The organism is Streptomyces avicenniae, assembly GCF_000719135.1.
In the GTDB taxonomy this organism is placed as follows: domain Bacteria; phylum Actinomycetota; class Actinomycetes; order Streptomycetales; family Streptomycetaceae; genus Streptomyces; species Streptomyces avicenniae.
Window position 1 is genome coordinate 1 of the sequence record NZ_JOEK01000011.1, and the last position, 22538, is coordinate 22538.

17 protein-coding genes are annotated in these 22538 nt (G+C 74.4%); 6 read left to right on the forward strand and 11 right to left on the reverse strand.

Translation table 11 applies throughout. The annotated features are described in order from the left end of the window. On the forward strand, positions 1-870 hold an 870-nt coding region (locus IF27_RS19150), incomplete at its 5' end, for a putative protein N(5)-glutamine methyltransferase (RefSeq protein ID WP_052850895.1). Here IF27_RS19150 and IF27_RS19155 read toward each other — a convergent pair. Next, a complete protein-coding gene (locus tag IF27_RS19155; protein ID WP_190233023.1) occupies positions 839-1165 on the reverse strand; it encodes a hypothetical protein in 327 nt (108 codons plus the stop codon). The two genes, IF27_RS19150 and IF27_RS19155, sit on opposite strands and share 32 nt — an antisense overlap. Before the next feature lie 618 nt (positions 1166-1783). Between IF27_RS19155 and IF27_RS19160 the strand changes: the two genes are divergently transcribed. Together IF27_RS19160 and IF27_RS19165 are read left to right on the forward strand one after the other, a co-directional pair. After that, positions 1784-4057 carry a hypothetical protein gene (locus IF27_RS19160; RefSeq protein WP_190233024.1) on the forward strand — a complete coding sequence of 758 codons (2274 nt, stop codon included), beginning with the start codon at positions 1784-1786 and terminating at the stop codon, positions 4055-4057. A gap of 117 nt (positions 4058-4174) precedes the next feature. Next, on the forward strand, positions 4175-5698 hold the full coding sequence (locus IF27_RS19165) for a bifunctional phosphatase PAP2/diacylglycerol kinase family protein (RefSeq protein ID WP_052850898.1): 1524 nt from the start codon (positions 4175-4177) through the stop codon (positions 5696-5698). A 33-nt stretch (positions 5699-5731) separates the two neighbouring features. On the opposite strand, the gene IF27_RS19170 is transcribed toward IF27_RS19165, so the two are convergent. The 5 genes from IF27_RS19170 to IF27_RS19190 form a co-directional block, all read right to left on the reverse strand. Further along, a complete protein-coding gene (locus IF27_RS19170; protein WP_052850899.1) occupies positions 5732-6583 on the reverse strand; it encodes an ABC transporter ATP-binding protein in 852 nt (283 codons plus the stop codon). Then, positions 6562-7623 (reverse strand): FecCD family ABC transporter permease, encoded by a 1062-nt coding sequence (locus IF27_RS19175; protein ID WP_052850900.1) that lies wholly within the window; start codon positions 7621-7623, stop codon positions 6562-6564. Before IF27_RS19175 ends, IF27_RS19170 begins: the two co-directional genes overlap by 22 nt. After that, on the reverse strand, positions 7620-8657 hold the full coding sequence (locus IF27_RS19180; protein ID WP_052850901.1) for a FecCD family ABC transporter permease: 1038 nt from the start codon (positions 8655-8657) through the stop codon (positions 7620-7622). Before IF27_RS19180 ends, IF27_RS19175 begins: the two co-directional genes overlap by 4 nt. Next, entirely contained in the window at positions 8657-9730 is a 1074-nt protein-coding gene (locus tag IF27_RS19185; protein ID WP_052850902.1) for an iron-siderophore ABC transporter substrate-binding protein, read from the reverse strand. The genes IF27_RS19180 and IF27_RS19185 overlap by 1 nt, the downstream gene beginning before the upstream one ends. A 122-nt stretch (positions 9731-9852) precedes the next feature. Then, a complete protein-coding gene (locus IF27_RS19190) occupies positions 9853-11019 on the reverse strand; it encodes a damage-control phosphatase ARMT1 family protein (RefSeq protein WP_223291111.1) in 1167 nt (388 codons plus the stop codon). 334 nt (positions 11020-11353) lie between these two features. Here IF27_RS19190 and IF27_RS19195 point away from each other — a divergent pair, with 334 nt between their 5' ends. Next, on the forward strand, positions 11354-13618 hold the full coding sequence (locus IF27_RS19195) for a glycosyl hydrolase (protein ID WP_110946045.1): 2265 nt from the start codon (positions 11354-11356) through the stop codon (positions 13616-13618). Positions 13619-13717: 99 nt separating this feature from the next. Here the strand turns inward: IF27_RS19195 and IF27_RS19200 are convergent, their stop codons facing one another. Together IF27_RS19200 and IF27_RS19205 are read right to left on the reverse strand one after the other, a co-directional pair. Beyond that, positions 13718-15403: an LCP family protein gene (locus IF27_RS19200; protein ID WP_052850905.1), complete on the reverse strand. Its 1686-nt coding sequence runs from the start codon at positions 15401-15403 to the stop codon at positions 13718-13720. Between the two features lie 189 nt (positions 15404-15592). Then, positions 15593-16489, reverse strand: coding sequence for a LysR family transcriptional regulator (locus IF27_RS19205; protein WP_052850906.1), 897 nt, complete (start codon positions 16487-16489; stop codon positions 15593-15595). Positions 16490-16614: 125 nt separating this feature from the next. On the opposite strand from IF27_RS19205, the gene IF27_RS19210 reads away from it, so the two are divergent. Further along, entirely contained in the window at positions 16615-17631 is a 1017-nt protein-coding gene (locus IF27_RS19210; RefSeq protein ID WP_052850907.1) for an MDR family NADP-dependent oxidoreductase, read from the forward strand. A 148-nt stretch (positions 17632-17779) separates the two neighbouring features. Then, a complete protein-coding gene (locus IF27_RS19215) occupies positions 17780-18658 on the forward strand; it encodes an SCO6745 family protein (RefSeq protein ID WP_110946046.1) in 879 nt (292 codons plus the stop codon). A gap of 58 nt (positions 18659-18716) precedes the next feature. Here the strand turns inward: IF27_RS19215 and IF27_RS19220 are convergent, their stop codons facing one another. From IF27_RS19220 to IF27_RS19230, 3 genes are all read right to left on the reverse strand, one after another. Further along, a complete protein-coding gene (locus tag IF27_RS19220) occupies positions 18717-21008 on the reverse strand; it encodes a heavy metal translocating P-type ATPase (protein WP_052850908.1) in 2292 nt (763 codons plus the stop codon). Positions 21009-21066: 58 nt separating this feature from the next. Then, the gene (locus tag IF27_RS19225) at positions 21067-22035 is read right to left on the reverse strand and encodes a hypothetical protein (RefSeq protein ID WP_052850909.1); all 969 of its coding nucleotides are present in this window, start codon (positions 22033-22035) and stop codon (positions 21067-21069) included. 94 nt (positions 22036-22129) lie between these two features. Beyond that, the gene (locus tag IF27_RS19230; protein ID WP_052850910.1) at positions 22130-22411 is read right to left on the reverse strand and encodes a heavy-metal-associated domain-containing protein; all 282 of its coding nucleotides are present in this window, start codon (positions 22409-22411) and stop codon (positions 22130-22132) included. Positions 22412-22538: the final 127 nt, after the last annotated feature.

Here is a 22538-nt window from a genome sequence, read left to right on the forward strand (position 1 = left end):
CCCTCCCCCCGCCCCGCCGGTGATCCCCTCCCCTCGACGGGCGCCCGCGTCCCCGATCCCGTCGTCCCCGATCCCGTCGTCGTCGCCACACTCCGCGCGGCGGGCTGCGTCTTCGCCGAGGACGAGGCCCTGCTCCTCGCCGCAGCCGCCCGCACCCCCGCCGAACTGACCACGTTCGCCGCCCGCAGGGCCGCCGGTCTGCCGATCGAACACGTCGTCGGCTGGGCCGAGTTCAACGGCCTGCGGATATCGGTCGAACCCGGCGTCTTCGTGCCGCGCCGCCGCACGGAACTCCTCGTCGCCGAAGCCGCACGGGACGCGCCGCCCCGCCCCGTCGTCGTGGACCTGTGCTGCGGCTCCGGCGCCATCGGCGCCGCCCTGGCCACCGCCCTCGACCCGGCGGAACTGCACGCCGCCGACATCGACCCCGCCGCCGTCGCCTGCGCCCGCCGCAACCTCGCCCCCGCGGGCGGCCTCGTCCACACCGGCGACCTCTTCGCCGCACTGCCGACCGCCCTGCGCGGACGGGTGGACGTCCTCACCGCCAACGTGCCCTACGTGCCGACCGATTCGCTCCCCCTCCTCCCCGCGGAGGCCCGCGACCACGAGCCCCCCGGCGCGCTCGACGGCGGCACGGACGGGCTGGACGTCCTGCGCCGCGTCAGCGCCGAAGCCTCCCGATGGCTGGCCCCCGGCGGGCGGCTGCTGGTCGAGACGAGCGAGCGCCAGGCGGACCGGGCCGTCGCCGTCCTGACCGCCGACGGACTCCTCCCCCGTGCGGCGCACGAGGAGGAGACCGGCGCGACGGTCGTGATCGGCACCCGGCCCGGCCCCCGGATCACCCCACGGTCGGCTCGAACTTCACACTGACCGCGGCATCAGCCGAGAACTCGTCGTTCGGCAGGACCTTGCCGCCCGTCGTGTAGCGGCAGTTGCTGTCCACGTAGAGGGTGGCCGTGAACACGGTCTGGTTGAAGCCACCGATCGCCGGCTCCTCCGGATCCGACAGTTCGTAGCACAGGTGCGGTTCCGGATTGTCCACCGTCCCGGTGTTGCCCCCGCCCGAATACCAGTCGAGGGTGCCGGTCCCCGCCTGAGCGGTCGTGACCGGCCCCGCGAGGGCGAAGACGAGGGCACCGGCCGCCGTCCCGAGCGTGTGACGCATGCGCATTGCTGTTCTCTTCCGTCGTGTAGCCAGGCGAACACCCGCCTGGCTACCCAACGGATCGACGCGTATGCGCCGGGTAACTCATCGGAGTGGCGGCGGCGGTGGCGAAGGTGACGGCTCAGGGCCCGGGTCCGGCTGCGGCTCCGGATGATCGGGCCCCGGGACGGGCGGCACCGGGCCGGGCGGCACCGGGCCGGGGCCCGGGGGAGGAGTCGGCTTCGGGGGCACCGGTTCTGTCATACGCGTGACCATTCGCGGCGGGTGCCCCCACTCTCGCCCCCGCAAACGGGACTTCGGCCCGGCGAGCGCACGCCCGTCCACGGCCGAGGACTTCACGGACCCCGGGATGCGGGACGACGCCCCGACCGGGAAGCGGACGCCCCACCGAACCTGTTGGTGACTCTCTGTAGTGATTCATGGGCTCACCGTAAGCCCTCGGTAGCGATCGCGGTATCGCTCCTAGGGGTGAATCGAGCACGGCGCCCCCGCCCGCACGCGTTTCGTCAATATCCCGGCGCCCCGCCGTGTGGAAAGCGTCAGGACCGGGCCGCGGGCCCTTTCCACGTGCCTAGCCTTGCGCTGCTCACATGAATTCTCCGCTCATCGGGGGCCCGCGTGCCTGACATGTATTTCAGCCGGACCGAGGTCGAGGACACGGCGGGCGTACGGCCCTGGGAGAGAAAGCGGCGCTTCTCCGCCGAGGTCAGACCCGACGACATGGCGGAGACCGCCGCCGTGTACGCACGAGCCGCCGCCGAGGCCGGGAGCGCCGCCGAACTGGCCGGACGCGCCACCGCCGTGGCAGCGGAGGCGGGCGCCGCGGACGGCACGGCGCTCATCGACGCCCGGGGCCGCATCGACGCCACGGCACTCGGCCTCGGCGGGGCAGGGGACGGCGCCGGTGACCTGGACACCGTGGTCTCCCTCCTGGTCAGGGCCATGAACACGGCGATCGACGCGGAACGCGACGTCGCCTCCCTCGTCGAAGGACCCGGGGGCCTCGACGAGGTCTACGCCCGGCAACTGGCGGGCGCCGCCGCCGACCCCACCGCCCCCACCGACCCCGCCACCGACACGCCCGACGAGAGCAGGCGCCGCCGCCTCGACACCGTCGCGACCGCAGCCCGGACGGCCGACGCCGCCCTCTCCGACACCGTTGACGCCTATCGCGCACGCCTTTCCGGATACGGCGCCGAATTGCAGCGCGAGGGATACGACCTGGCCGGTCCGCTCACCCTGTGGACCACCCCGGAAATGGCCGACCACGCAGCGGCCCGATTGGCCGAGGAATTGCGCCGCGACGATCCCGACCCCCTCGCCCTCGCCCGTTGGACCCAGGGAATCGAGGGAATCGCCGACAGCCTCTTCGGCGACTCCCTCGCCCCCGGCGACCCCATCCGCCGCCTCACCACCACCGAGCACACCTACCTGAGCCGCTTCTACGCCGCCCTCGACACCGACACCCTGGTGGCGCTCGGACGGCTCGACGGCTGGGACCGGGCGAAGACGGAGGTCGCGGGCGGCCTCGCGATGCTGATGAACCCGGACATCGGCGGCGGCACCGCCGTCCCCGACGCCGTCCGCCCGTTCGTCCTCGACCACCACACCGGCGACCTATACACCGAGCATCCGGCGAGCCAGGCGTTCCGCCGCGCGCTGGACCGCTTCAACGCCTTCGCCGACGTCCTCGGCTCGGCGACCCTCCCCGCGGGCGACCGGTTCAGCGAGACCCTGGCCCGCGCCGCCGTGGACCTCCACGCCCGCACGACGACCCAGTACGCCGTGGGCTACCCCGGCCACGCCCTGCCCGACACCGGCAGCAGCGACCTCCTCACCGCCGCCGCCCTCAACAGCCCCACCGCCGCCACCCTCCTCGCCGACGACGACTTCCGCACCCGCCTCCTCGGCCAGACCTGGGAGGACAGCACGGGCGCCGGCGCGCTGGTCAGGAGCGGCACGACCGTCCCACCCGGCATCGAGCGCGACGCGCCCGCCGCCCGCCCGTACACCGACGCAGCCCACGGCGTCCTCGGCTTCGCCGCGACCCACCAGGACGTGGTCCTCGGCCACGGCCCGTCCCGCGTCGCCGCGCTCGGCGACGCGTCCCACACCCCGCTCCAGGCCGCGCTCGCCGACACCGCGCTGACCCACCTGGCCGACGTCGCGGGCCACGGCGACCGGCCGCTGCCGGAGAAGGAACGCCACGGCGTCTTCGCGCTGATGGCCCAGGCCGACCCCACCGTCAACGAAGGCTTCAAGGCGGGCGTGAACAGCGTCCAGTACGCCATGGCCTACGGCTACTACGCCGACGTGCCGGGCGCGATGGGCGGCACCACCACGTTCGAGAGCATCGGCAACCTCACCCGCCTCGTCAACTGGGGCGAGCACGAGGCGATCGAGAACCGAGAGGGCGACGACCGCGGCCGTCTCGTCTCCGCCCTGACCACGTCCTCCGTCGGCGGCGGACTGTGGGCCGCCAGCGTGCCGCCCGGCCCCCAGCAACTGCCCCTCGGGCTGATCGCCGCGGGCTACTCGGCCGCCGTCCCCCTCCTGCCCGGCTACTCCCCGCAGGCACCCGGCGCGCACGCCGACTTCGACCTGTCGGAAGGCTTCCTCAACGAGCAGGTCACCGCCCACACCATCGCCACGGCGGCGGCCCAGGCCCACGCCGAGGGCAGCCTGCGCCCCGGATATCCGCACGGCGGCGGGCCCGTCGAGGTGGCCGCCCTCGACACGGCGCTGTACGAGGCGGCCGGCTCCGTCCCCGACAAGCGGCTCAACGCGACGGGCGACCGCCTCGGCATCGTGGACGACTGGCGCACCGCCGGTGTCTCGCCCGACCGGTACGTCCCCGACCACCGCCCCGACGACCGCCGCTCGCAGTCCTGACCCAGCCCCGCCCGACCGGCCGAAACTCCTGGTCATGGCAGGCGCGCGCCGGGGTAACAGCCGCTGTACAGAGCCCGCGCTCGCCACGCGCGGGCACCCAAGGGGAGGTCAGCGCCCATGTCACGCCTCAGCCGCCTGGACCGCCGGGTGTTCGAACGGGTCGCAGCCGCCCATCCGCCCGCCGTCCAGGCCGTCCTTCCCCGCCTCAGCCACGCCGCCGACCACGGCCGCCTCTGGCTGGCGACCGCCGCCGCCCTCGCCGTCACCGGCGACCGCACGGCCCGCCGCGCGGCCGGTCGCGGCATCGTCGCGCTCGGCCTGGCCTCCGTCACGACCAACACGGTCATCAAGTACATCGCCCGCCGCCGCCGTCCCCTGATCGACACGGTCCCCCTCGCCAGACGGCTGGCCAGACAGCCGCACACCAGCTCGTTCCCCTCGGGACACTCCGCGTCCGCCGCCGCGTTCGCCACCGGCGTGGCCCTCGAATCACGGCGGCACGGCGCACTCGTCGCCCCCGTCGCCGCCGCCGTCGCGTTCTCCCGCATCTACGTCGGCGTCCACTACCCGGGCGACGTCGTCGCCGGGACGCTCCTCGGCGTCGGCGCCGCCCTGGCGACCGGCCGCGTCTGGCCACGCCGCCCGCCCGCCACACGCCTCGTCCACCACGCCGTCCCCGCGCCCGCACTCCCCGAGGGCGAGGGCCTCGTCGTGGTCGTCAACGGCGGCGCCGGGACGGAGGACGCCACCGCCACCGCCCAGCGGCTGCGCACCCTGCTGCCCAAGGCCGAGATCGTGGAGCGCGGCGCCGAGGGCGAGGAGGAGGGCGACCTCGTCGCGCTCCTCACCGAGGCCGCGGGCCGCGCCACCGCCCTCGGCATCTGCGGCGGCGACGGCAGCGTCAACGCCGCCGCGGGCGTCAGCGCCGACCACGGACTGCCCCTCGCCGTCTTCCCCGGCGGCACCCTCAACCACTTCGCGCTCGACAACGGCGTCCACCGCTTCGAGGACACCGCAGCCGCCGTCGCCGGAGGCACGGCCGTCTCCGTGGACCTCGCCCGCATCCGCCCCGCCGGAGGCGCCGAAGGCCCGACACGCCACTTCCTCAACACCTTCAGCATCGGCCTCTACCCCGAACTCGTCCGCGCCCGCGAATCCCTCCAACGGCACTCGCCGATCGGCCGCCTCGGCAAATGGCCCTCGGCCGCCGTCTCCCTCGCCCGCGTCCTGCGCACCGCAGAACCCGTCCAGGTCGAACTGAACGGCCGCCCCCACAAACTGTGGCTGCTCTTCGCGGGCAACGGCCTCTACTCGCCCGAGGGCTTCGCGCCCTCCCACCGCACACAGCTGGACGACGGGCTCCTCGACGTCCGCACCGTCGCCGCCGACAAGCCGTTCGCCCGCACCCGCGTCACCCTGTCCGTGCTCACCGGCACGCTCGCCGCCTCCCGCGTGTACTCCGCCGCCCGCCTGCCCCGGCTGCGCCTGGCCGGACTGCACGACGCCTGCTCCCTCGCCTACGACGGCGAGGCGGGCGACGCCCCGGCCACCCTCCTGCTCGACAAGCGCCCGGGCGCCCTCACCGTCTACCGCCCCGCCGGGCTCGACGACAACCTCATCCCCGGCCCCCGCGCCACCTGACGCCGACGACCCCGGGCGGCGGCGCGCGCCGAGTCAGCGCGCCGCCCCGCCCGGGACCACCGCCGCGTGCCGCGCATGCGGCACCACCATCGGCGTCCCGGCCCGCGGATCGGGCACGATGTCGCACGCGAGGCCGAACACGTCCGCGACCAGCTCCGCCGTCAACACCTCACCCGGCGCGCCCTGCGCGACGATGCGCCCCGCGTCCATCACCACCAGGTGCGACGCGAAACGCGCCGCCTGGTTCAGGTCGTGCAACACGGCGACGACCGTACGCCCCTCCCGGTGCAACTCCGCGCACAGCTCCAGCAGCTCGTACTGGTGCGCGATGTCGAGGAACGTCGTCGGCTCGTCGAGCAGCAGCAGCTCCGTCCGCTGCGCCAGCACCATCGCGATCCACGCCCGCTGCCGCTGCCCGCCCGACAGCTCGGTCACCGTCGCCTCCGCCAGCCCGGTGAGCCCCGTGCGCTCCAGCGCCTCGCCGACCGCCGCGTCGTCGTCCGGCGACCACTGCCGCAGCAGCGAGTGGTGCGGATACCGGCCCCGCCGCACGAGCCCGCGCACGCTGATCCCCTCGGGCGCGATCGGGCTCTGCGGCAGCAGCGCGACATGCCGCGCCGCCTCCTTGCCCCGGTACGACGCGAGGTCCCGCCCGTGCAGCAGCACCTCGCCCGCGACCGGACGCACCGCACGCGCCAGCGCCTTCACCAGCGTGGACTTCCCACAGCCGTTCGGCCCGATGATCATCGTCAGCCCGCCCGGCGGGACGTCCAGATCGAGGTCACGCACGACCGGCTCGCCGCCGTACCCGACGCTCAGCCCGCGGGCACGCAGCCCTCCGCCGTTCACAGGTCCCGTGGCGCTCACAGGCTCCCCCTTCTCCATTCGCGGGTCAGCAACCACCCGAGGTACACCCCGCCGATGGCCATCGTGTAGATCCCCACCGGCAGCCCGTCGTCGATCGGCGACTGCTGCGCCACCAGGTCCGCGAGGACGAGCAGCAGCGCGCCCGTCAGCGTCGCGAGCGCCAGGTGCGCGCCCGTGCCCCGGGTGAGGCGGCGGGCGATCTGCGGCGCCGTCAGCGAGATGAACGCGATCGGCCCCGCCACCGCCACCGCACCCGCGGACAGCACGATCGACAGCACCACCGCGCTCACGCGCGTGCGCTGCGGCTCCGCGCCCAGCACACCGGCGAGTTCGTCGCCCATCTCCCCGATCTCGACACGCCGCCCCAGCAGCAGCGCCAGCGGCACGACGACCAGCAGGACGACCCCGATCGTCGCCGCGTCGTCCCAGGAACGCGCCGCCAGACTGCCGTTGACGTACGCCGTCAGCGCCGTCGCCTTGTCGCGCTCGACGGCGTACACCACGTACTGCGTGAACGCCGTCGCCATCGCCGCCACGCCGATACCGGCCACCACGAGCCGCCCCGGGTTACGGAAACCGCTGCCCGTGGACACGTACACCAGCACCATCGCCGCCACCGCGCCGACCAACGCGCCCAGCGAGACCGGCACTTCACCCGGCATCATCAGCGCCACCACGGCCGCCCCCGCGCCCGCGCCCGAGGCGAGCCCGATGACGTCGGGGCTCCCCAGCGGATTACGCGTCACCGACTGGAACAGCGCGCCCGACAGGCCGAGGGCCGCGCCCGTGCCGAGCGCCACCACCAGCCGTGGCCCGCGCAGCCGTTCGACGACGAACGCGTCCGCGCCGTCCGCACCCCCCGTCACCGCGGACGGCAGGTCGGCCAGGGCGATCCCCAACTCGCCGAGCGACAACGTCGCCACCGACGCCACGGCCGTCAACAGCACCACGACCGCGCCGACCAGCAGCTGCCTGCCGTGCACCGGCAACGCCACCCGGCTCCCCAACGTCACCACCCCGCGTGGCCCGGAGGCGGCGGTCCTCTCCAGCGGCGTCACGCCGCACCCCTCATCCTGCGCACGGCGTACAGCAACGCCGGTGCGCCCACGAACGCGGTGACCACGCCGACCATCAACTCCTGTGGCCGCAACAGCACACGGCCCACCACGTCCGCCAACAGCAGCAGCGAAGGCCCGAGCACGGCCGAGAAGACGACCTGCGCCCTGAAGTCCACACCCGCCAGCGTCCGCGCCACATGCGGAACGGCCAGCCCCACGAAGGCGATCGGCCCGACCGCCGCCGTCGCCGCCGCACACAGCAACGTCGCCGACACCAGCCCGGCCGTCCGCACGAGCGCCGGATTCGCGCCCAGCGACGACGCCGACTCGTCGCCGAGCGCCAGCGCGTTCAGCGCGGGAGCCAGCAGCAGCGCCAGCACGAACCCCACCGCGGCGAACGGCAGGACGGACCACAGCACGTCCCAGTCACGCCCGCCCAACGCGCCCACCACCCAGTAGCGGTAGCTGTCGAACACCCGCGGCTTGCTCAACGTCACGGCCTGGATGTACGCCGCCAGCACCGCCGACACCACCGCGCCCGCCAGCACCAGCCGCACCACGCTCCCGCCGCCGCCCGCCGAACCCACCGCGTGCAGCACCAGGCCCGCCAGCAGCGCGCCAGGCAACGCCCACCACACCGTGGCCGCCTGCCCGGAGACGCCGAGGTACGCCGTCGCCGTCACCACACCGGCGGACGCGCCCGCGTTGATCCCGAGCAGCCCGGGATCGGCCAGCGGGTTGCGCGTCATGCCCTGCATCAGCGTCCCGGCGACGGCCAACGTCACCCCCGCCAGGACCCCGAGGGCCGTGCGCGGATAGCGGCTCTCCACCACCGTCGTCACATACGTGTCCGCGTCGCCGCGCAGCACGTCCCACACGTCGCCGAACGGCGTCGGCTTGCTGCCGAACATCACGCTCGCCAGCACCGCCAGCACCAGCAACGCCAGCGCGCAGATCAGGGAGAACACGCGCCGAGCGGTGCCTGTACGCGCGGTACGGGCACCGCCCGGAGCGGTGTCGATCGAGGTCGTCATCAGCCGAGGTTCGCGACGGCCTCGTCGATGAGCGGCAGGTAGCGGTCGATCACCCACGGCACGGTCAGCGGGTTGACCAGCGACGACGCCGTCACGAACGACGTGTCGGCGCTGGCGACGACGCTCCCGCGCTCGATGGCCGGGATCGACGCGTACAGCGGCTGCGCCTCGATCTCCTGGCGCGTCGCGTCGTCACTGTAGAAGGTGAAGATCAGGTCGCTGTCCGCGAGTTGGTCGGCGTTCTCCAGGCCGATGAGCGCCGAGTCGGTGCCCTCAAGCTCCTCGAAGGTGGAGACGACCGGGTCCACGGTCAGGCCCAGCGAGGACACCATGGCGACCCGCTGCTCGTTCGGCAGGAAGACGCCGAGCGTGCCGGGGCCCGAGGTGTAGGTGTAGGAGAACGTCAGGTCCGCGAACTCCGGGCGCGACGCGGCGGCCTCGGCGAACCGGTCCTCGATCTCCGCGATCAGCCGCTGCCCCTCCTCCGGCTGCCCGAGCGCCTGGGCGACCAGCTCGATCTCCTGGTCCCAGTCCGTGCTCCACGGCAGGTCCGGGTAGGCGACGGTCGGGGCGATGTCGGTCAGGATGTCGTACTGCTCCTGCGTGACGCCCGACCACGGCGCGAGGATCACGTCGGGCTCCAGCGCGATGATCGCCTCGAAGTCGATGTCGTCCGCGCCCGCGAACTGCGTCGGCAGTTCGTCACCCGCCTCCGTCACCGCCTCGTGGATCCACGGCAGGTAGCCCGTCTCGTCGCTGCCCCACTCGTAGCTCTCGATGCCGACCGGCGTGTGGCCGAGCGCGATCGACGTCTCCGCCGCGCCCTGCCCCAGCGTCACGACGCGCTCGGGCTGCTCGGCGATCTCCGCCGTGCCGAGCGCGCTCTCGACACTGACCGGGAACGCGCCCTCCTCCGCCGCCGGTTCCCCGCTGCCCGCGCCGCCTCCCGCCTCGTCCGCCGCGCCGTCCGAGCCGTCGTCCGAGCCGCAGGCGGCGAGCGCGAGGGTGAGGGCGGCGGCCGTGGCCGTCAGGCCGAGTGCCCTGCCGCGGGCGCGGCGGAGTCTGGAGGACATGGCGGTTCCTTGTCGATCGGGGCGTGCGGGAGCCTCTGCCCCACCAGGGGCAAGTTAGGTAAGCCTAAGCTTATCTTACGGTCGTCCCGCCGCCCCGGCCCCGGGGCACCGCCGCCCCGCCGTCACCCGGGACGGCCCGCCCCGCCGTGGCCGGGAGCCGCCAACTGCACAAGCGCATGGCGGCCGTTGACCCGCCAGCTCTCGCCCGACGCGTCGAGCCTGGCGACCGTCCGCGCGTCAAGACCCGCGATCACGTCCGACTTCAGCGTCCGCAGCGCCACCACCGGCGAAGGGAACCAGCCCGCGACCTCCGCGAACGGCGTCGTCGGCGCCCACAGCCGGTCGTCCACCAGGCGGCGGTAGTTGAGATCACCCTTCACGAGCGTCAGCCCCATCCCGGCGAAGTCCGCGCGCAGTTCCGACGGCATCGCGTGGAACGGCAGCGGCGCGCAGAAGAAGGCGTGCGCGCGCACCGTCAGCGTGCCGTCGTTCAGCGCCGCCCACAGCCGCCGCCCGACCGCCGCCGCCCCCGGCTGTGGCGCCCCGCGCAGCCTTCCCACCGCCGCCAGGACGTCGGCCATCGTCGCGTCGGAGACGTAGTACGGGCGCGGTTTGACGTGCAGCACCACCCGGTGCCGCCGCAGCAGCGTGTCGATCAGGACCAGGTCGGGCAGCAGTTCACGGCCCGCGTTGTCCGCGACGAGCGCGACCGCCGTGCCGTCCGGCATGCGGTCCAGCACCGTCCACATCGCGTGCCCGTCGTCCGTCAGCACGTCACCCCCGCCGCCCCCGCCGCCCGACGTCAGGCCGAAACCGAGATCCGCCCGGTTGCCCCACAGCGCGGACGACACGAGCGCCGTACGCCGGTCACGCTCCGCCATGTCCCGCAGCGCGTCCAGCGCGGCCAGCTCCTCGTCCACCGCGCCGCCCGCCAGCTCCGCAGCCTTCACCGGGCCGAACGGGTCCACGCCCTCCCACGGGCCGGGCCCGAACCAGCCCACCGCGCCCAGCAGCCGCCGGTGGAACCAGCTCTCCGCCCACAGGAACGGCGCCTCGCCCCACGGCTTCCCCCACAACCCCCGCCCCCACGCCAGCCACTCGACGCGGTCGTGGTCGTCCTCGCCCGGCTCCACCAGCACGCCGCCCGTGCTCTCCGCCAGCAGACGCTCCAGCGCGTCCCGCTCGGCCGGACCGTACGGCAGCCCGTCACGCACCTGCGCGACGAGCCTCGGATGCCGCTCGTGGAACACGCTCCACGGGAAGCTCCCCTGCCGACCACTGGGAATCACGGGCGCATCGGTACCGGCCACCACGGCACCCACCTTTCTCACGGAGGACTGCCCGCCATCCTCCCCCGCGCCCCCGACATCCCCCCGGGGACGCGCGCGGCGCCGCTCGTGTACGACCGCGCGAACCGCCCGGGGACACGGACAGGCGTGCGCGCACCGGTGGAGGGCAGAGGCGTGGGAAGGGACGCCCCACCGACGGCCCGTGTGCCCAAGGGCGCGGTTCCGGGATCGTGTCGGGGGTGTTGACACAAAATTTACCTGTCCCTAAGTTCTGAACCGCACGTGAGAGCGCTCTCAGCCGTACCGTCCCCCACCGGTAGCGAGGTACCAGAGCATGAGGCCCCCCACCACACCCATCAGACGCGCCACGCTGATGCTGACGGCCGCGGCCACGGCGCTGGGCGGCGTCGCGCTGCTGCCTGGTTCCGCGTCGGCCGCCGAGATCCCGGTCGGCAGCGGCAGTTACTCCGACACCAGGCCCGCGGGCACCGTCGGCCCCCTCGACAACCAGGGCCAGCCCGTCACGCCGCAGGTCACCGACGCCATGGCAGGCGTGCCCGTGCCGACCAACGACTGGTGGTCGTCACTCGTCTTCAAGCGCTACGCGGACAACCCGTACTCCCAGCCCATGTACGGCCACCCGCTGAGCTACCGCGCCGTCGCGGCCGGACTTGAGGTCGGCTACCCGTCCGAGGCCGTCGTCAACGGCAGCTCGTTCGAGTACCCGCACCGCGCCGACCTCGTCCTCGGCGTCGCCGGGCTCAACTCGCCCGACGCCAAGGCCGACGGCTGGTCCGACTGGACCGTCAGCCCGTACTGGGAGGACGCCGGGCACACCTTCCGCGCCACCATCGGCCACGGCAGCCCCTACGTCTACGCCGAGGCCACCGGCGGCGCCGCGCAGATCACCACCTCCGCCGCGCCCGAGGTGTTCGCCGACGAAGGCAGCACGCTCGGCATCTCCGTCGGCGGCCACGACTACGCCCTGTTCGCGCCCACCGGCAGCGACTGGCAGGTCGCCGGGTCCACCCTCACCGCGGACATCGGCGGCGACGGCTACTACTCCGTCGCCGTCCTGCCCGACCGCGCCGCCCTCGCCACGTACGAGCAGTACGCGTACAGCTTCGTCACCGGCTCCACCGTGGACTGGAACTACGAGCAGGCGAACGGCGCCGTCAGCGCCACCTACACGCTGGAGACCGAGGCCCGCGAAGGCACCGAGACCGGCACCCTCCAGGCCCTCTACCCCCACCAGTGGAGCTACGCGGCCGACCCGCTGACCGACTGGGAGTACACCTCCTCGCGCGGCATCATGCGCGTGCGCGAGGGCGCGTCGTTCACCACGCGGCAGGACGCCTCGGGCGTGCTGCCCGGGCTCCCGGCCAGCGACGGACCCGACCGGGCGACGCTGGCGGCCTTCGTGGACGAGGTCGCCGCCACGGCCAACGTCGGCGTGGGCGACACCTACTGGAGCGGCAAGGCGTTCGGCCGCCTCGCGCAGGTCGTGCCCATCGCCGACCAGATCGGCGACACCGCCGCCCGTGACCAGATCCTGGACGCCATCAAGGCGCGCCTTGAGGAGTGGTTCACGGCCGGGGGCGAGACCGGCTTCGTCTACGACAGCGAGTGGCAGACGCTGACGGGCTACCCGGCCTCCTACGGCAGCGACCAGGAGCTGAACGACCACCACTTCCACTACTCCTACTACGTGCTCGCCGCGGCGATCGTCGCCCAGTACGACCCGGCGTGGGCCGCCGAGTCCGCCTGGGGCGGCATGGTCGAGGAACTGATCGCCGACGCCGCCAACCCGGCGCGCGACGACGACCGTTACCCGTTCCTGCGCGGCTTCGACGTGTACGCGGGCCACAGCTGGGCCTCCGGCCACCAGGGCTTCGTCGCGGGCAACAACCAGGAGTCGTCCTCCGAGTCCACCAACCTGTCGGCGGGGCTCATCATGTGGGGCTCGGCGACCGGTGACACCGAGCTGCGCGACCTCGGCATCTACCTGCTGGCGACCGAGTCCGAGGCCATCAGGCAGTACTGGTTCGACGGCGACGAGGAGAACTTCCCGCCGGACTACCAGCACAACACGGTCGGCATGGTCTGGAGCAACGGCGGCGCCCACGCCACCTGGTGGACGGGCAACCCCGAGGAGATCCACGGCATCAACGTCCTCCCGGTGACCGGCGGTTCGCTCCACCTCGCCCGTGACCAGGACGCCATCGACCGCAACCTCCAGGAGCTGGTCGAGGAGAACGGCGGCCCGCCCGTGGAGTGGAAGGAGATCCTCTGGGAGTTCCAGGCGCTCTCCGACCCGGCGGCGGCCCGCGCGTCCTACGACGGCGACGGCGGCGGCTCGTACACCCCGGAGGCCGGTGAGTCCTGGGCGCACGTCTACCACTGGATCTACACGCTGGACGCCATCGGCCCGCCCGACACGCTGATCACGGCCGACAGCCCGACCGCCGCGGCGTTCTCGGACGGCGGGACGGTCACCTACGCGGCGCACAACTACACCGACGCCCCCCAGAACGTCACGTTCGAGGACGGCACGGTCCTGGCGGTGCCGCCCCACTCGTCGGCCAGCTCGACGGGCTGACCCCGCCCCCACCCCCCACGCACGCCGCCCCGCGACCGGGAACCTCCGGTCGCGGGGCGGCGTGTCGTCACGGGCCGGAACGGCGCGCCGTCACGCCCGTCACCAGGTGTTCTCCGGGTTGATCGCCATGCAGTCGTCGTCCTCGCCCGAGTGGATGTCCTCCGGGTCGATGGCCGAGCCGCCGCCCGACGGCTCGCCCGCGCCGCCCTCGCCACCCTCGTCCCCCGCCGCCTCCTGGGGGAACGCGGCGCCCTCGCGCCAGTCGGCGCCGACCACCAGCGTCAGGCCGTCGTGGCTGGTCGAGTTGCGCACCGCGCTGCCCGGCAGGCCGAGCGCCTCGGCGATGGCCTCCGCCGCCGCCTGGTCGGCGACGTCGCCGTAGTAGACGGTGCTCTCCGACTCCGCGACGACCGCGGACGAGTCCGTCTCCGCCCCGGCGAAGCCCGCGGCGCGCAGCGCGTCGGTGATCTCCGAGGCCCGGCCGTCCACCGGCAGCTGGCCGTCGGCGCCGGTGCCGTTCTGCACCGCGACCTGGACGAGCGCCGGGTCGAACGGCTCCTCGTCGGCCGGTTCCTCCGTCTCCTCCGCCTCGCCCTCGGGCGCGTCCTCACCGTCGATCGGACGGTCGTCCCTGACCAGCGCGAACAGCTCCTCGGCCGGTTCGGGGTCGGGGATGAGCGTCACGTCGGGGTTGGCCGGGTCGGGGAGGTTCGGCAGCGTGATCATGTTGATGCGGTCGTTCGGGATGGAACCGAGGTCGTTGCCGAGGTCGTAGAGCGAGGTGACGGAGCCCAGCGCGTCGTCCACGGTCAGGGCGTCCACCGCGGCCTCGGCGAGGTCCATCAGCTGCCCGGCGTCGCCGACGGACATGTTGCCCTGCAACTCCTCGACCATGTTGCTCAGGTACATCTGCTGCGCCTTGGTCCTGCCGACGTCGCTGCCGTCCGCGAACGCGTACCGGGTGCGCAGCCACTGGATGGCATCCTCGCCCTCCAGGATGTTCTCGCCCTCCTCCAGGCGCAGATGCGTCTTCGGGTCCTCCATGTTGGCGTCCACGCAGACCGGGACACCGCCGATCGCGTCGGCCATGTCCACGACGCCCGCGAACTCCACCATCATGAAGTGGTCGATGTAGACGCCGGTCAGCTCCTTCCACGTCGCCACCACGCAGCCCGGGCCGCCGTAGTACATCGCCGTGTTGATGGACGCCGACTCCTGCGCCGAGTACACCTCGCCGCTCTCCGGGTCGGTGCACTCGGGGATCGGCACCTGCGTGTCGCGCGGGATGCTGATGAGCGTCGCGTTGCTGCGGTCGGCCGAGGCGTGCAGCAGGATCTGCACGTCGGCGCGGACCGGCTCGCCCGCCAGGTCCGCCCGGCCGCCGAGGCGCTGGTTCTCCTCGCCGTCGCGCGAGTCGGAGCCGAGCAGCAGGATGTTCAGCGGACGCTGGCCCGCCGCGTTCGCCTCCGGCGCCTCGATGTCGCTGTTGCCGAGGTCCAGCGGCGCGCGCTCGATGCGGCTGTTCAGGTACTCGACGTAGAGGAACGCGCCGCCGCCGACCGCCAGCACGACGAGGGCGAGCGAGCCGGAACTCCACATCAGGACGCGTTTCCAGCGCGGCTTCGGCTTCTTCCGGCCGCGTCCGCCCTTGGCCCTGGCCTTGCGCGCGGCGGCCCGGCCGGGGGGTCTGCCCTCGTCGGCCGGGCCGGTACGGGCCGCGCTCCGGCCGGTGGCCGGGCTGTCGGCGGACTCTTCCCCGTCGTCAGGTATGCCGCTCTCCGGCACGGGTACCCCCCACTCGTTCGCCCTGGCCGTTCCCTCGGGCGGGGCTGTCTGCCCCCGGGGACGCGGCGTCTCCGGCCCTTCGGTCACGCCGGATCGGGACAGTATCGCAGCGCTGTTCGAGAGCCGGATGCGCGGTCCCCCTTCGGGTGGGGGCCGCGCGGCGCGCCGCGTCCGGGTGGGCGCCCGCCGTCAGGTCCGCGCGGGGCGCTGGGCGCGCAGCGCGCGGACGAGGGCCCGCACGGCGCCCGTCGTCGCCAGCTCCGGCGTCGTCACCCACCCGACGCCGCGCGTCGGGCGGGCCGCGCCCAGGTCGGTGACGGTCACGGACGGGGGCGCGTCCGTCAGCGACAGGTCCGGCAGGATCGCCATGCCGTGCCCCTGGGCCACCAGCGACAGGACCGCGCCGTCGTCCTGCGCCTCGACCGTCGCGTGCGGCAGCCAGTCCTGGGCCGCCCACCAGTCGCGGGTGTAGGAGTCGCAGTTCTCCGCCCAGTCGATGAGCGGCAGGGTGCGCGGCGCGTGGTGGCCGGCGGGGTGCGCCAGGCTGTAGCCCTCGCGCAGCAGCAGGCCGCCGACGAGCCCGGCGGGCAGGTCGTCGTCGGCGTGCGTCAGCGTCGCGATGCCGATGTCCGCCCGGCCCGCCAGGACCTCGCCCGCCACGCCCGCGCCCACCTCGCGCACCATCCGCACGCGCGGCACGACGGCCGGGTGCCGTTCGGCGAGCCGTGCCAGCGCGGACGGCAGCAGGTGCAGCGCGGCGCTGCGGAACGCGGCGACGCGCAGCGGCCCCGCCACCGTCGGCGCGCCGCCCGCGCCCGCCGCGCGGGCCTCGGCGGGGAGGGCGTCCAGCAGCCGCAGGACGCGGCGCGCGTGCGCGACGGCCGTGTCGCCCGCCGCCGTGGCGCGCGCGCCGCCCCTGCCCCGTTCGAAGAGGACGGCCCCCACCTTCGCCTCGATGCCGCGCACCGCGTGCGAGACGGCGGACTGCGTCTGCCCCAGCCCGGCGGCGGCCCCCGAGAAGCTGCCCGCCCCCGCGACGGCCACCAGCACCCGCAGTTCGCGCACGGTCAGTTCCGACGGCGTCATGGCGTCCCTTCCCTTCTCGCCGGGCCCGTGTCCCGGTCTGTTCCATGAACGGCGCACACGGAACGTCTTGTTCCATGACCCGTGCCGTCTGCCCGGCGCGGCGCGCGGTCCGTAGGTTCCGAGTCATGACGACGACCGCCATCACCGTGCACCAGACCGCGAGGCCGGACGGCTTCCCCACCCCCGACCTGTTCCGGCTCGTCGAGAGCCCCGTGCCCGCCCCCGAGCCGGGCACGGCGCTGGTGGAGAACCTGTTCCTCTCCGTCGATCCCTACCACAGGGAGCTGATGGACGAGGACGGCGGCTGGGCCCTCGACGCGCCCCTCGAAGGCCGCACCCTCGCCCGGGTCGTCGCCTCCCGCGACCCGCAGCTGCGCGAGGGCGACCTCGTCTTCCACCGGCACGGCTGGCGCACCCACGCGCTCGTCACGCTGGGGGAGCACGGTACGCGGAAGATCACCTCCTACCCCGGCGTCCCGCTGCACGCCCATCTCGGCATCCTCGGCGGCACCGGGCTGACCGCCTATGTCGCGCTGACCCGATTCCTCGAACTGACCGAGCTGGACGACCTGTTCATCTCCGCCGCGGCGGGCGGCGTCGGCTCGGCCGCGGCCCGTATCGCCCGCCTGCTGGGGGTGCGCCGCCTCGTCGGCAGCGCGGGCACGCCGGTCAAGGTCCGCCACCTGACGGAACACCTCGGCTTCGACGCCGCCTTCAACTACCACGACGGGCCGCTGCCCGACCTGCTCGCCAAGGCCGCGCCCGACGGCATCAGCACCTACCTGGACAACGTCGGGGGCGACCACCTGGAGGCCGCGATCGGCGCCCTGCGCGACCACGGCCGTATCGCCTGGGTCGGCGCCATCGCCCAGTACCACTCGGCCGCGACGCCGCCGCCCGCGCCGCGCAACCTCTTCGACATCGTCGGCAAGTCGCTGCGCCTGGAAGGCGTCCGCGTCCGCGACTTCACGCCGGTGCAGCAGGAGCTGGAGGACCTCCTCGTCCCGCACCTGCGGTCGGGCACCGTGACGTCGGACGCGACGATCGTGCGGGGGATCGAGCACACCGTGGGCGCCTTCCTCGGCATGCTGCGCGGCGAGAACCTCGGGAAGATGCTCGTCGCCCTGGAGCCCGCGGGCTGAGCGCGCGGCCGTGGAACTGGGCCGACGCGCGCGGAGGGGGGTGCGTCGGCCCGTCGGGGCAGCGGAACTAGTCATTGACAAGATCCGCCGCCCGGTGTCATCGTGGGCGCCGTCCGCACGGACACCGGAACCACCGAGAGGACGCGACGTGACGCACAGCCCCGGCACCGTCAGGAAGATGTGGCAGCTGCTCGAACCCGTCCACGCCACGGCCTACTTCGCGCCGGAGTGCGTCGCGCGCGCCGCCGCGCTCGGCTACCCGGCGGAGCGCCGCTGGGCCGGGTACTTCGCCTACCGCGCCGCGCCCCTCGGCCCCGTGGGACCCGCGCTCGTCACCGCCACCTTCCACAGCTTCGCCCCGCGCAAGGTCGAGCGGTACATCGCCCCCGCCTGGGACGTCGCGAGCCCCGGCCAGGTCGTCGAGGCGCGCCTCGCCTCCGTGGACGAGGCGCTGCGGCGGGTCCTCGGCGGGCTCGCCGACACGCCGGAACTGCGCGACGCCGCCGCCCTCGCCCGCCGCGCCGCCGAGGCCGCCGACACGGCGGGCCGCCCGCTGGCCGCCGTCAACGCCGCGCTGCCCTGGCCACAGGCACCGCACGCCGTCCTGTGGCACGCCGCCACGATCCTGCGCGAGCACCGGGGCGACGGCCACGTCGCCGCCCTCCAGGCCCACGGCCTCGACCCCGTCGAGTCGCTGGTCTCGCACGCCGCCGCGGGCGCGGCCCCCGACGAGGTCTTCGCCAGCAGGGGCTGGAGCGCCGACGCGTGGGGCGCCGCCCGCGAACGGCTCGCCGCGCGCGGCCTGCTGGACGCGGACGGCGCGGCGACCGAGGAGTGCCTGCGGGTACACGGCGCCGTCGAGCGGCTGACGGACGAGCTGGCCGCCGCGCCGTGGGAGGCCCTGACCCCGGCAGAGACCGGCCGCCTCGCCGCCGCGCTGCTCCCCGCCGTCCGCGCCCTCGTCGGCACCGGCATGCTCCCCGCGCAGAGCACCCTCGGCATCCGCATGTCCTGGGCCCACGCGTGACGGCCGCCCGGCCGCCGTGCGCGGTCGGGCGGCCGTCGGGGGCCGGGCGGGGGGCCGGTCAGGCGGTCTGCGCCGTGAACCCCCGCAGCCGCAGGCTGTTGCTCACCACGAAGACCGAGGAGAACGCCATCGCCGCCCCCGCCAGCATCGGGTTGAGCAGCCCGGCCGCCGCCAGCGGCAGCGACGCCACGTTGTAGGCGAAGGCCCAGAACAGGTTCCCCTTGATCGTGCCCAGCGTCCGGCGCGCGAGCCGGATGGCGTCGGCGGCGGCGCGCAGGTCGCCCCGTACGAGCGTCAGGTCGGCCGCCTCGATCGCGACGTCCGTGCCGGTGCCCATGGCGAGGCCCAGGTCGGCCGTCGCGAGCGCCGCCGCGTCGTTCACGCCGTCACCCACCATCGCCACGCTCCGCCCCTCGGCCTGCAACCGGGCGACGACGTCCGCCTTGTCCTGCGGCAGCACCTCGGCGATCACCTGGTCGGCGTCGATGCCGACCTCACGCGCCACCACCGCCGCCGCCCGCGCGTTGTCGCCCGTCAGCAGCACGGGCGTCAGGCCCAGCTCCCGCAGCCGCGCGACGGCCTCCGCCGACGTCGGCTTGACGGTGTCCGACACGACGAGCACCCCGCGCGCCGCCCCGTCCCACGCGACGGCGACCGCCGTACGGCCCTCCGCCTCCGCGTCCGCCAGGGCCCGTTCAAGACCGGCGGGCAGCGCGAGCGCCCAGTCGGCGAGCAGCCTCGGCCGCCCCACCAGCACGGCGTGGCCCTCCACGACGCCCCGGACGCCGAGCCCCTCCTCGTTCGCGAAGTCCTCTGCCGCCGGGAGCGCGCCGGTCCGCTCGGTCGCGGCGGTGGCGACGGCGCGGGCGATCGGGTGCTCCGACGCGTCCTCCAGGGCGCCCGCGAGCCGCAGCACCTCCGCCTCGTCCTCGCCCTCGGCCGTGTGGACGGCGACGAGCGTCATGCGGCCCTCGGTGACGGTGCCGGTCTTGTCCAGGACGACGGTGTCCACGCGGCGCGTCGATTCCAACACCTCGGGCCCCTTGATGAGGATGCCGAGCTGCGCGCCCCGGCCCGTGCCGACCATCAGCGCGGTCGGCGTGGCCAGGCCCAGGGCGCAGGGGCAGGCGATGATGAGGACGGCCACCGCCGCCGTGAACGCGGCCGACACGCCCCCGCCCGTGCCCCACCAGAAGCCGAGCGTCGCGACGGCGAGGGTGATCACGACGGGCACGAAGACGCCCGAGATCCGGTCGGCGAGCCGCTGCACGGCCGCCTTGCCGTTCTGCGCGTCCTCGACCATCCGCGCCATCCTGGCGAGCTGCGTGTCCGCGCCGACCCGGGTGGCGCGGACGACGAGCCGCCCGCCCGCGTTGATCGTCGCGCCCGTCACCGCGTCGCCCGGCCGCACCTCGACCGGCACGGACTCGCCGGTCAGCATCGAGGCGTCCACGGCGGACGAGCCCTCGGTGACCGTGCCGTCCGTCGCGATCTTCTCGCCGGGGCGCACCACGAACACGTCGCCCACCGCCAGCCGCTCGACCGGGACCCGCTCCTCGCGCCCGTCCCGCAGCACCGCGACGTCCCGCGCGCCCATCTCCAGCAGCGCCCGCAGCGCCGCGCCGGAGCGCCGCTTGGCCCGCGCCTCGAAGTACCGCCCTGCGAGGAGGAACGTCGTGACGCCCGCCGCCGCCTCCAGGTAGATGTTGCCGCCGCCGTCGCTGCGCTCGATCGTGAAGCTGAACGGGTGCGTCATCCCGAGGGTGCCCGCGCTGCCGAACAGCAGCGCGTACACCGACCAGCCGAGCGCCGCCAGCGTGCCGAGGGACACCAGCGTGTCCATGGTGGACGCGCCGTGCCGCAGGTTGGTGAACGCGGCGCGGTGGAACGGCCAGGCGCCCCACACGACCACGGGCCACGCCAGCGCCAGGGAGATCCACTGCCAGCCGTCGAACTGCCAGGCCGGGACCATGGCCAGCAGCACCACCGGCACCGTCAGCACGGCCGAGACCGTCAGCCGCTCGCGCAGGGCGCGCAGCCGCCCGTCCTCCCGCTCCTCGCCCGCGGGCGCCCCGGTATCGGGTGGCCCCCCGGCCGGGGCAGGTGGCGGGGGCGGCTCCGCCGTGTACCCGGCCGCCTCGACCTGGCCGACGAGGTCCTCGACGCTGACGTCTCCCGCGTAGGTGACCTTGGCCTTCTCCGTGGCGTAGTTGACGGTGGCGGTGACGCCGTCGAGCTTGTTGAGCTTGCGCTCGATCCGGTTGGCGCACGAGGCGCAGGTCATGCCGCCGATGGTCAGTTCGACCGAGCCGGTGCCCGGCTGCGTGGAGGTGCCGCTGGGGGAGGTCATCTCGCCTTCTCTCCTGTCGATGCCTGTACGGGGTAGGGGTATGCGGTGGGCAGGCGGATCAGTGCGTGTGGCCGCCGTCCGTCTCCCCGCCGCCGTGGCCCGCCACCACCGTGAACGCGGCCGTCCTGACCGTTCCCCCGTGCTGGAAGTCCAGGTACAGACGGTACGCCCCGTCGCTCGGGGCCTGCGTGTGGAACGTGATGCCGGGGCCCGCGGGCGTCTCGCCGTCGCCCGGCTCGCCCTGCGGGTGGACGTGCAGGTAGGCGAGGTCGCCCTCGCGCAGTGCGACGAGGTGGCCGTAGGCGCCGAGGTAGGGCTCCAGGTCGGTGACGGGCTCGCCGTCCCGGCTGACGCTCAGGGTCAGCGCGCTCTCGGCCCCGGCGGCGAGGGAACCGTCGAGGGTGACGGTGTAGCCGTCCACGGTGGCGGTGCGCGCCGCCTCCGGCAGCGGCTGCGGGGCGTACGCCCCCGCGACCGGCAGGTCGGCGCCGAGCGTCAGCGGGCCCGCGTCGTCCCCCGCCGGGGCGAAGTCGGCGAACATGCGGTAGTCGCCCGCCTCGGGGAACGTCAGGGGGACGCTCCAGGTGCCGTCCGCGCCGAGGGTGGGGTGGACGTGCTGGAAGCCGCTCAGGTCGCGCCGGGCGACGATGAGGTGCAGGTCACGCTCGTGGGTGGGCGTGTACTCCGTGAGCGGGGCGCCGTCCGGGCCGAGGACGCGGAAGCGCAGGTCCGTCTCCTCGCCGGGGGCCGCCGTGCGGGCGGGCGGCACGAGGGTGTAGCCGCGCTCGGATATCTGGAGGCCGCCCGGGGTGGTGGGGGTGCTCCCGCCTGCGTGGGCGCCGTGGTCCATGTCGTCCTCGTTCCTGGGGGTGTCGCCCGGGGTGTCGTCGGCGCTGCCGCCGTGGTCGTCGTGGGCCGGGGCCGGGTCGGAGCCGATCGGGCCGACCGCGCCCCCGATGCCGAAGGCCGCCCCGAAGGCGAGGCCGAGCCCCGCGGTGAAGGAGCCGACCTTCGCTGCCGTGTTCATGACGTTCTCCTCGTGGTCCTGCTGGTCCGGGTGGTCCAGGTGGGCGCGGGTGCCGCCCGGCGCCGGTTCCCGCCCGGCGCCGGGCGGCGGCGGGTCAGTGGCAGCCGCCGGAGCCGCAGCAGCCGGACGCCTGCGGCAGCTCGGGCTTCGGCGCGGCGGTCAGCTCGTACCCGGCCTCGGTGACGGCGGCGGCGACGTCCGCCTCCACCAGCGGGGCGGCGCTCGTCACGGTCACGGCGCCGGTCGGCAGATCGACCTCGACGCCGCTGACGCCCTCGATGGCGCCGATCTCGGCGCTGACCGAGCCGACGCAGTGGCCACAGGTCATGCCCGTGACGGTGTAGGTGGCGACCACGGATGCGGTGGACGTGCTCATGGCGGTTTCCCTTCAGCAGCTCTCGCCGGGTGACGCGAGAAACATAACATACCCCAGGGGGGTATGCAGTGCGCCGGACACGCCGACGTGGGAAAGGGGTCACGCGCCATGACGCGTGACCCCTTAT

Bases quoted from the DNA above. Each gene is read 5' to 3' on its own strand.
- IF27_RS19155 (WP_190233023.1), bottom strand. From the start codon at position 1,165: ATGCGTCACACGCTCGGGACGGCGGCCGGTGCCCTCGTCTTCGCCCTC.
- IF27_RS19165 (WP_052850898.1), top strand. From the start codon at position 4,175: ATGTCACGCCTCAGCCGCCTGGACCGCCGGGTGTTCGAACGGGTCGCA.
- IF27_RS19170 (WP_052850899.1), bottom strand. From the start codon at position 6,583: ATGGAGAAGGGGGAGCCTGTGAGCGCCACGGGACCTGTGAACGGCGGA.
- IF27_RS19180 (WP_052850901.1), bottom strand. From the start codon at position 8,657: ATGACGACCTCGATCGACACCGCTCCGGGCGGTGCCCGTACCGCGCGT.
- IF27_RS19185 (WP_052850902.1), bottom strand. From the start codon at position 9,730: ATGTCCTCCAGACTCCGCCGCGCCCGCGGCAGGGCACTCGGCCTGACG.
- IF27_RS19195 (WP_110946045.1), top strand. From the start codon at position 11,354: ATGAGGCCCCCCACCACACCCATCAGACGCGCCACGCTGATGCTGACG.
- IF27_RS19205 (WP_052850906.1), bottom strand. From the start codon at position 16,489: ATGACGCCGTCGGAACTGACCGTGCGCGAACTGCGGGTGCTGGTGGCC.
- IF27_RS19210 (WP_052850907.1), top strand. From the start codon at position 16,615: ATGACGACGACCGCCATCACCGTGCACCAGACCGCGAGGCCGGACGGC.
- IF27_RS19220 (WP_052850908.1), bottom strand. From the start codon at position 21,008: ATGACCTCCCCCAGCGGCACCTCCACGCAGCCGGGCACCGGCTCGGTC.
- IF27_RS19225 (WP_052850909.1), bottom strand. From the start codon at position 22,035: ATGAACACGGCAGCGAAGGTCGGCTCCTTCACCGCGGGGCTCGGCCTC.
- IF27_RS19230 (WP_052850910.1), bottom strand. From the start codon at position 22,411: ATGAGCACGTCCACCGCATCCGTGGTCGCCACCTACACCGTCACGGGC.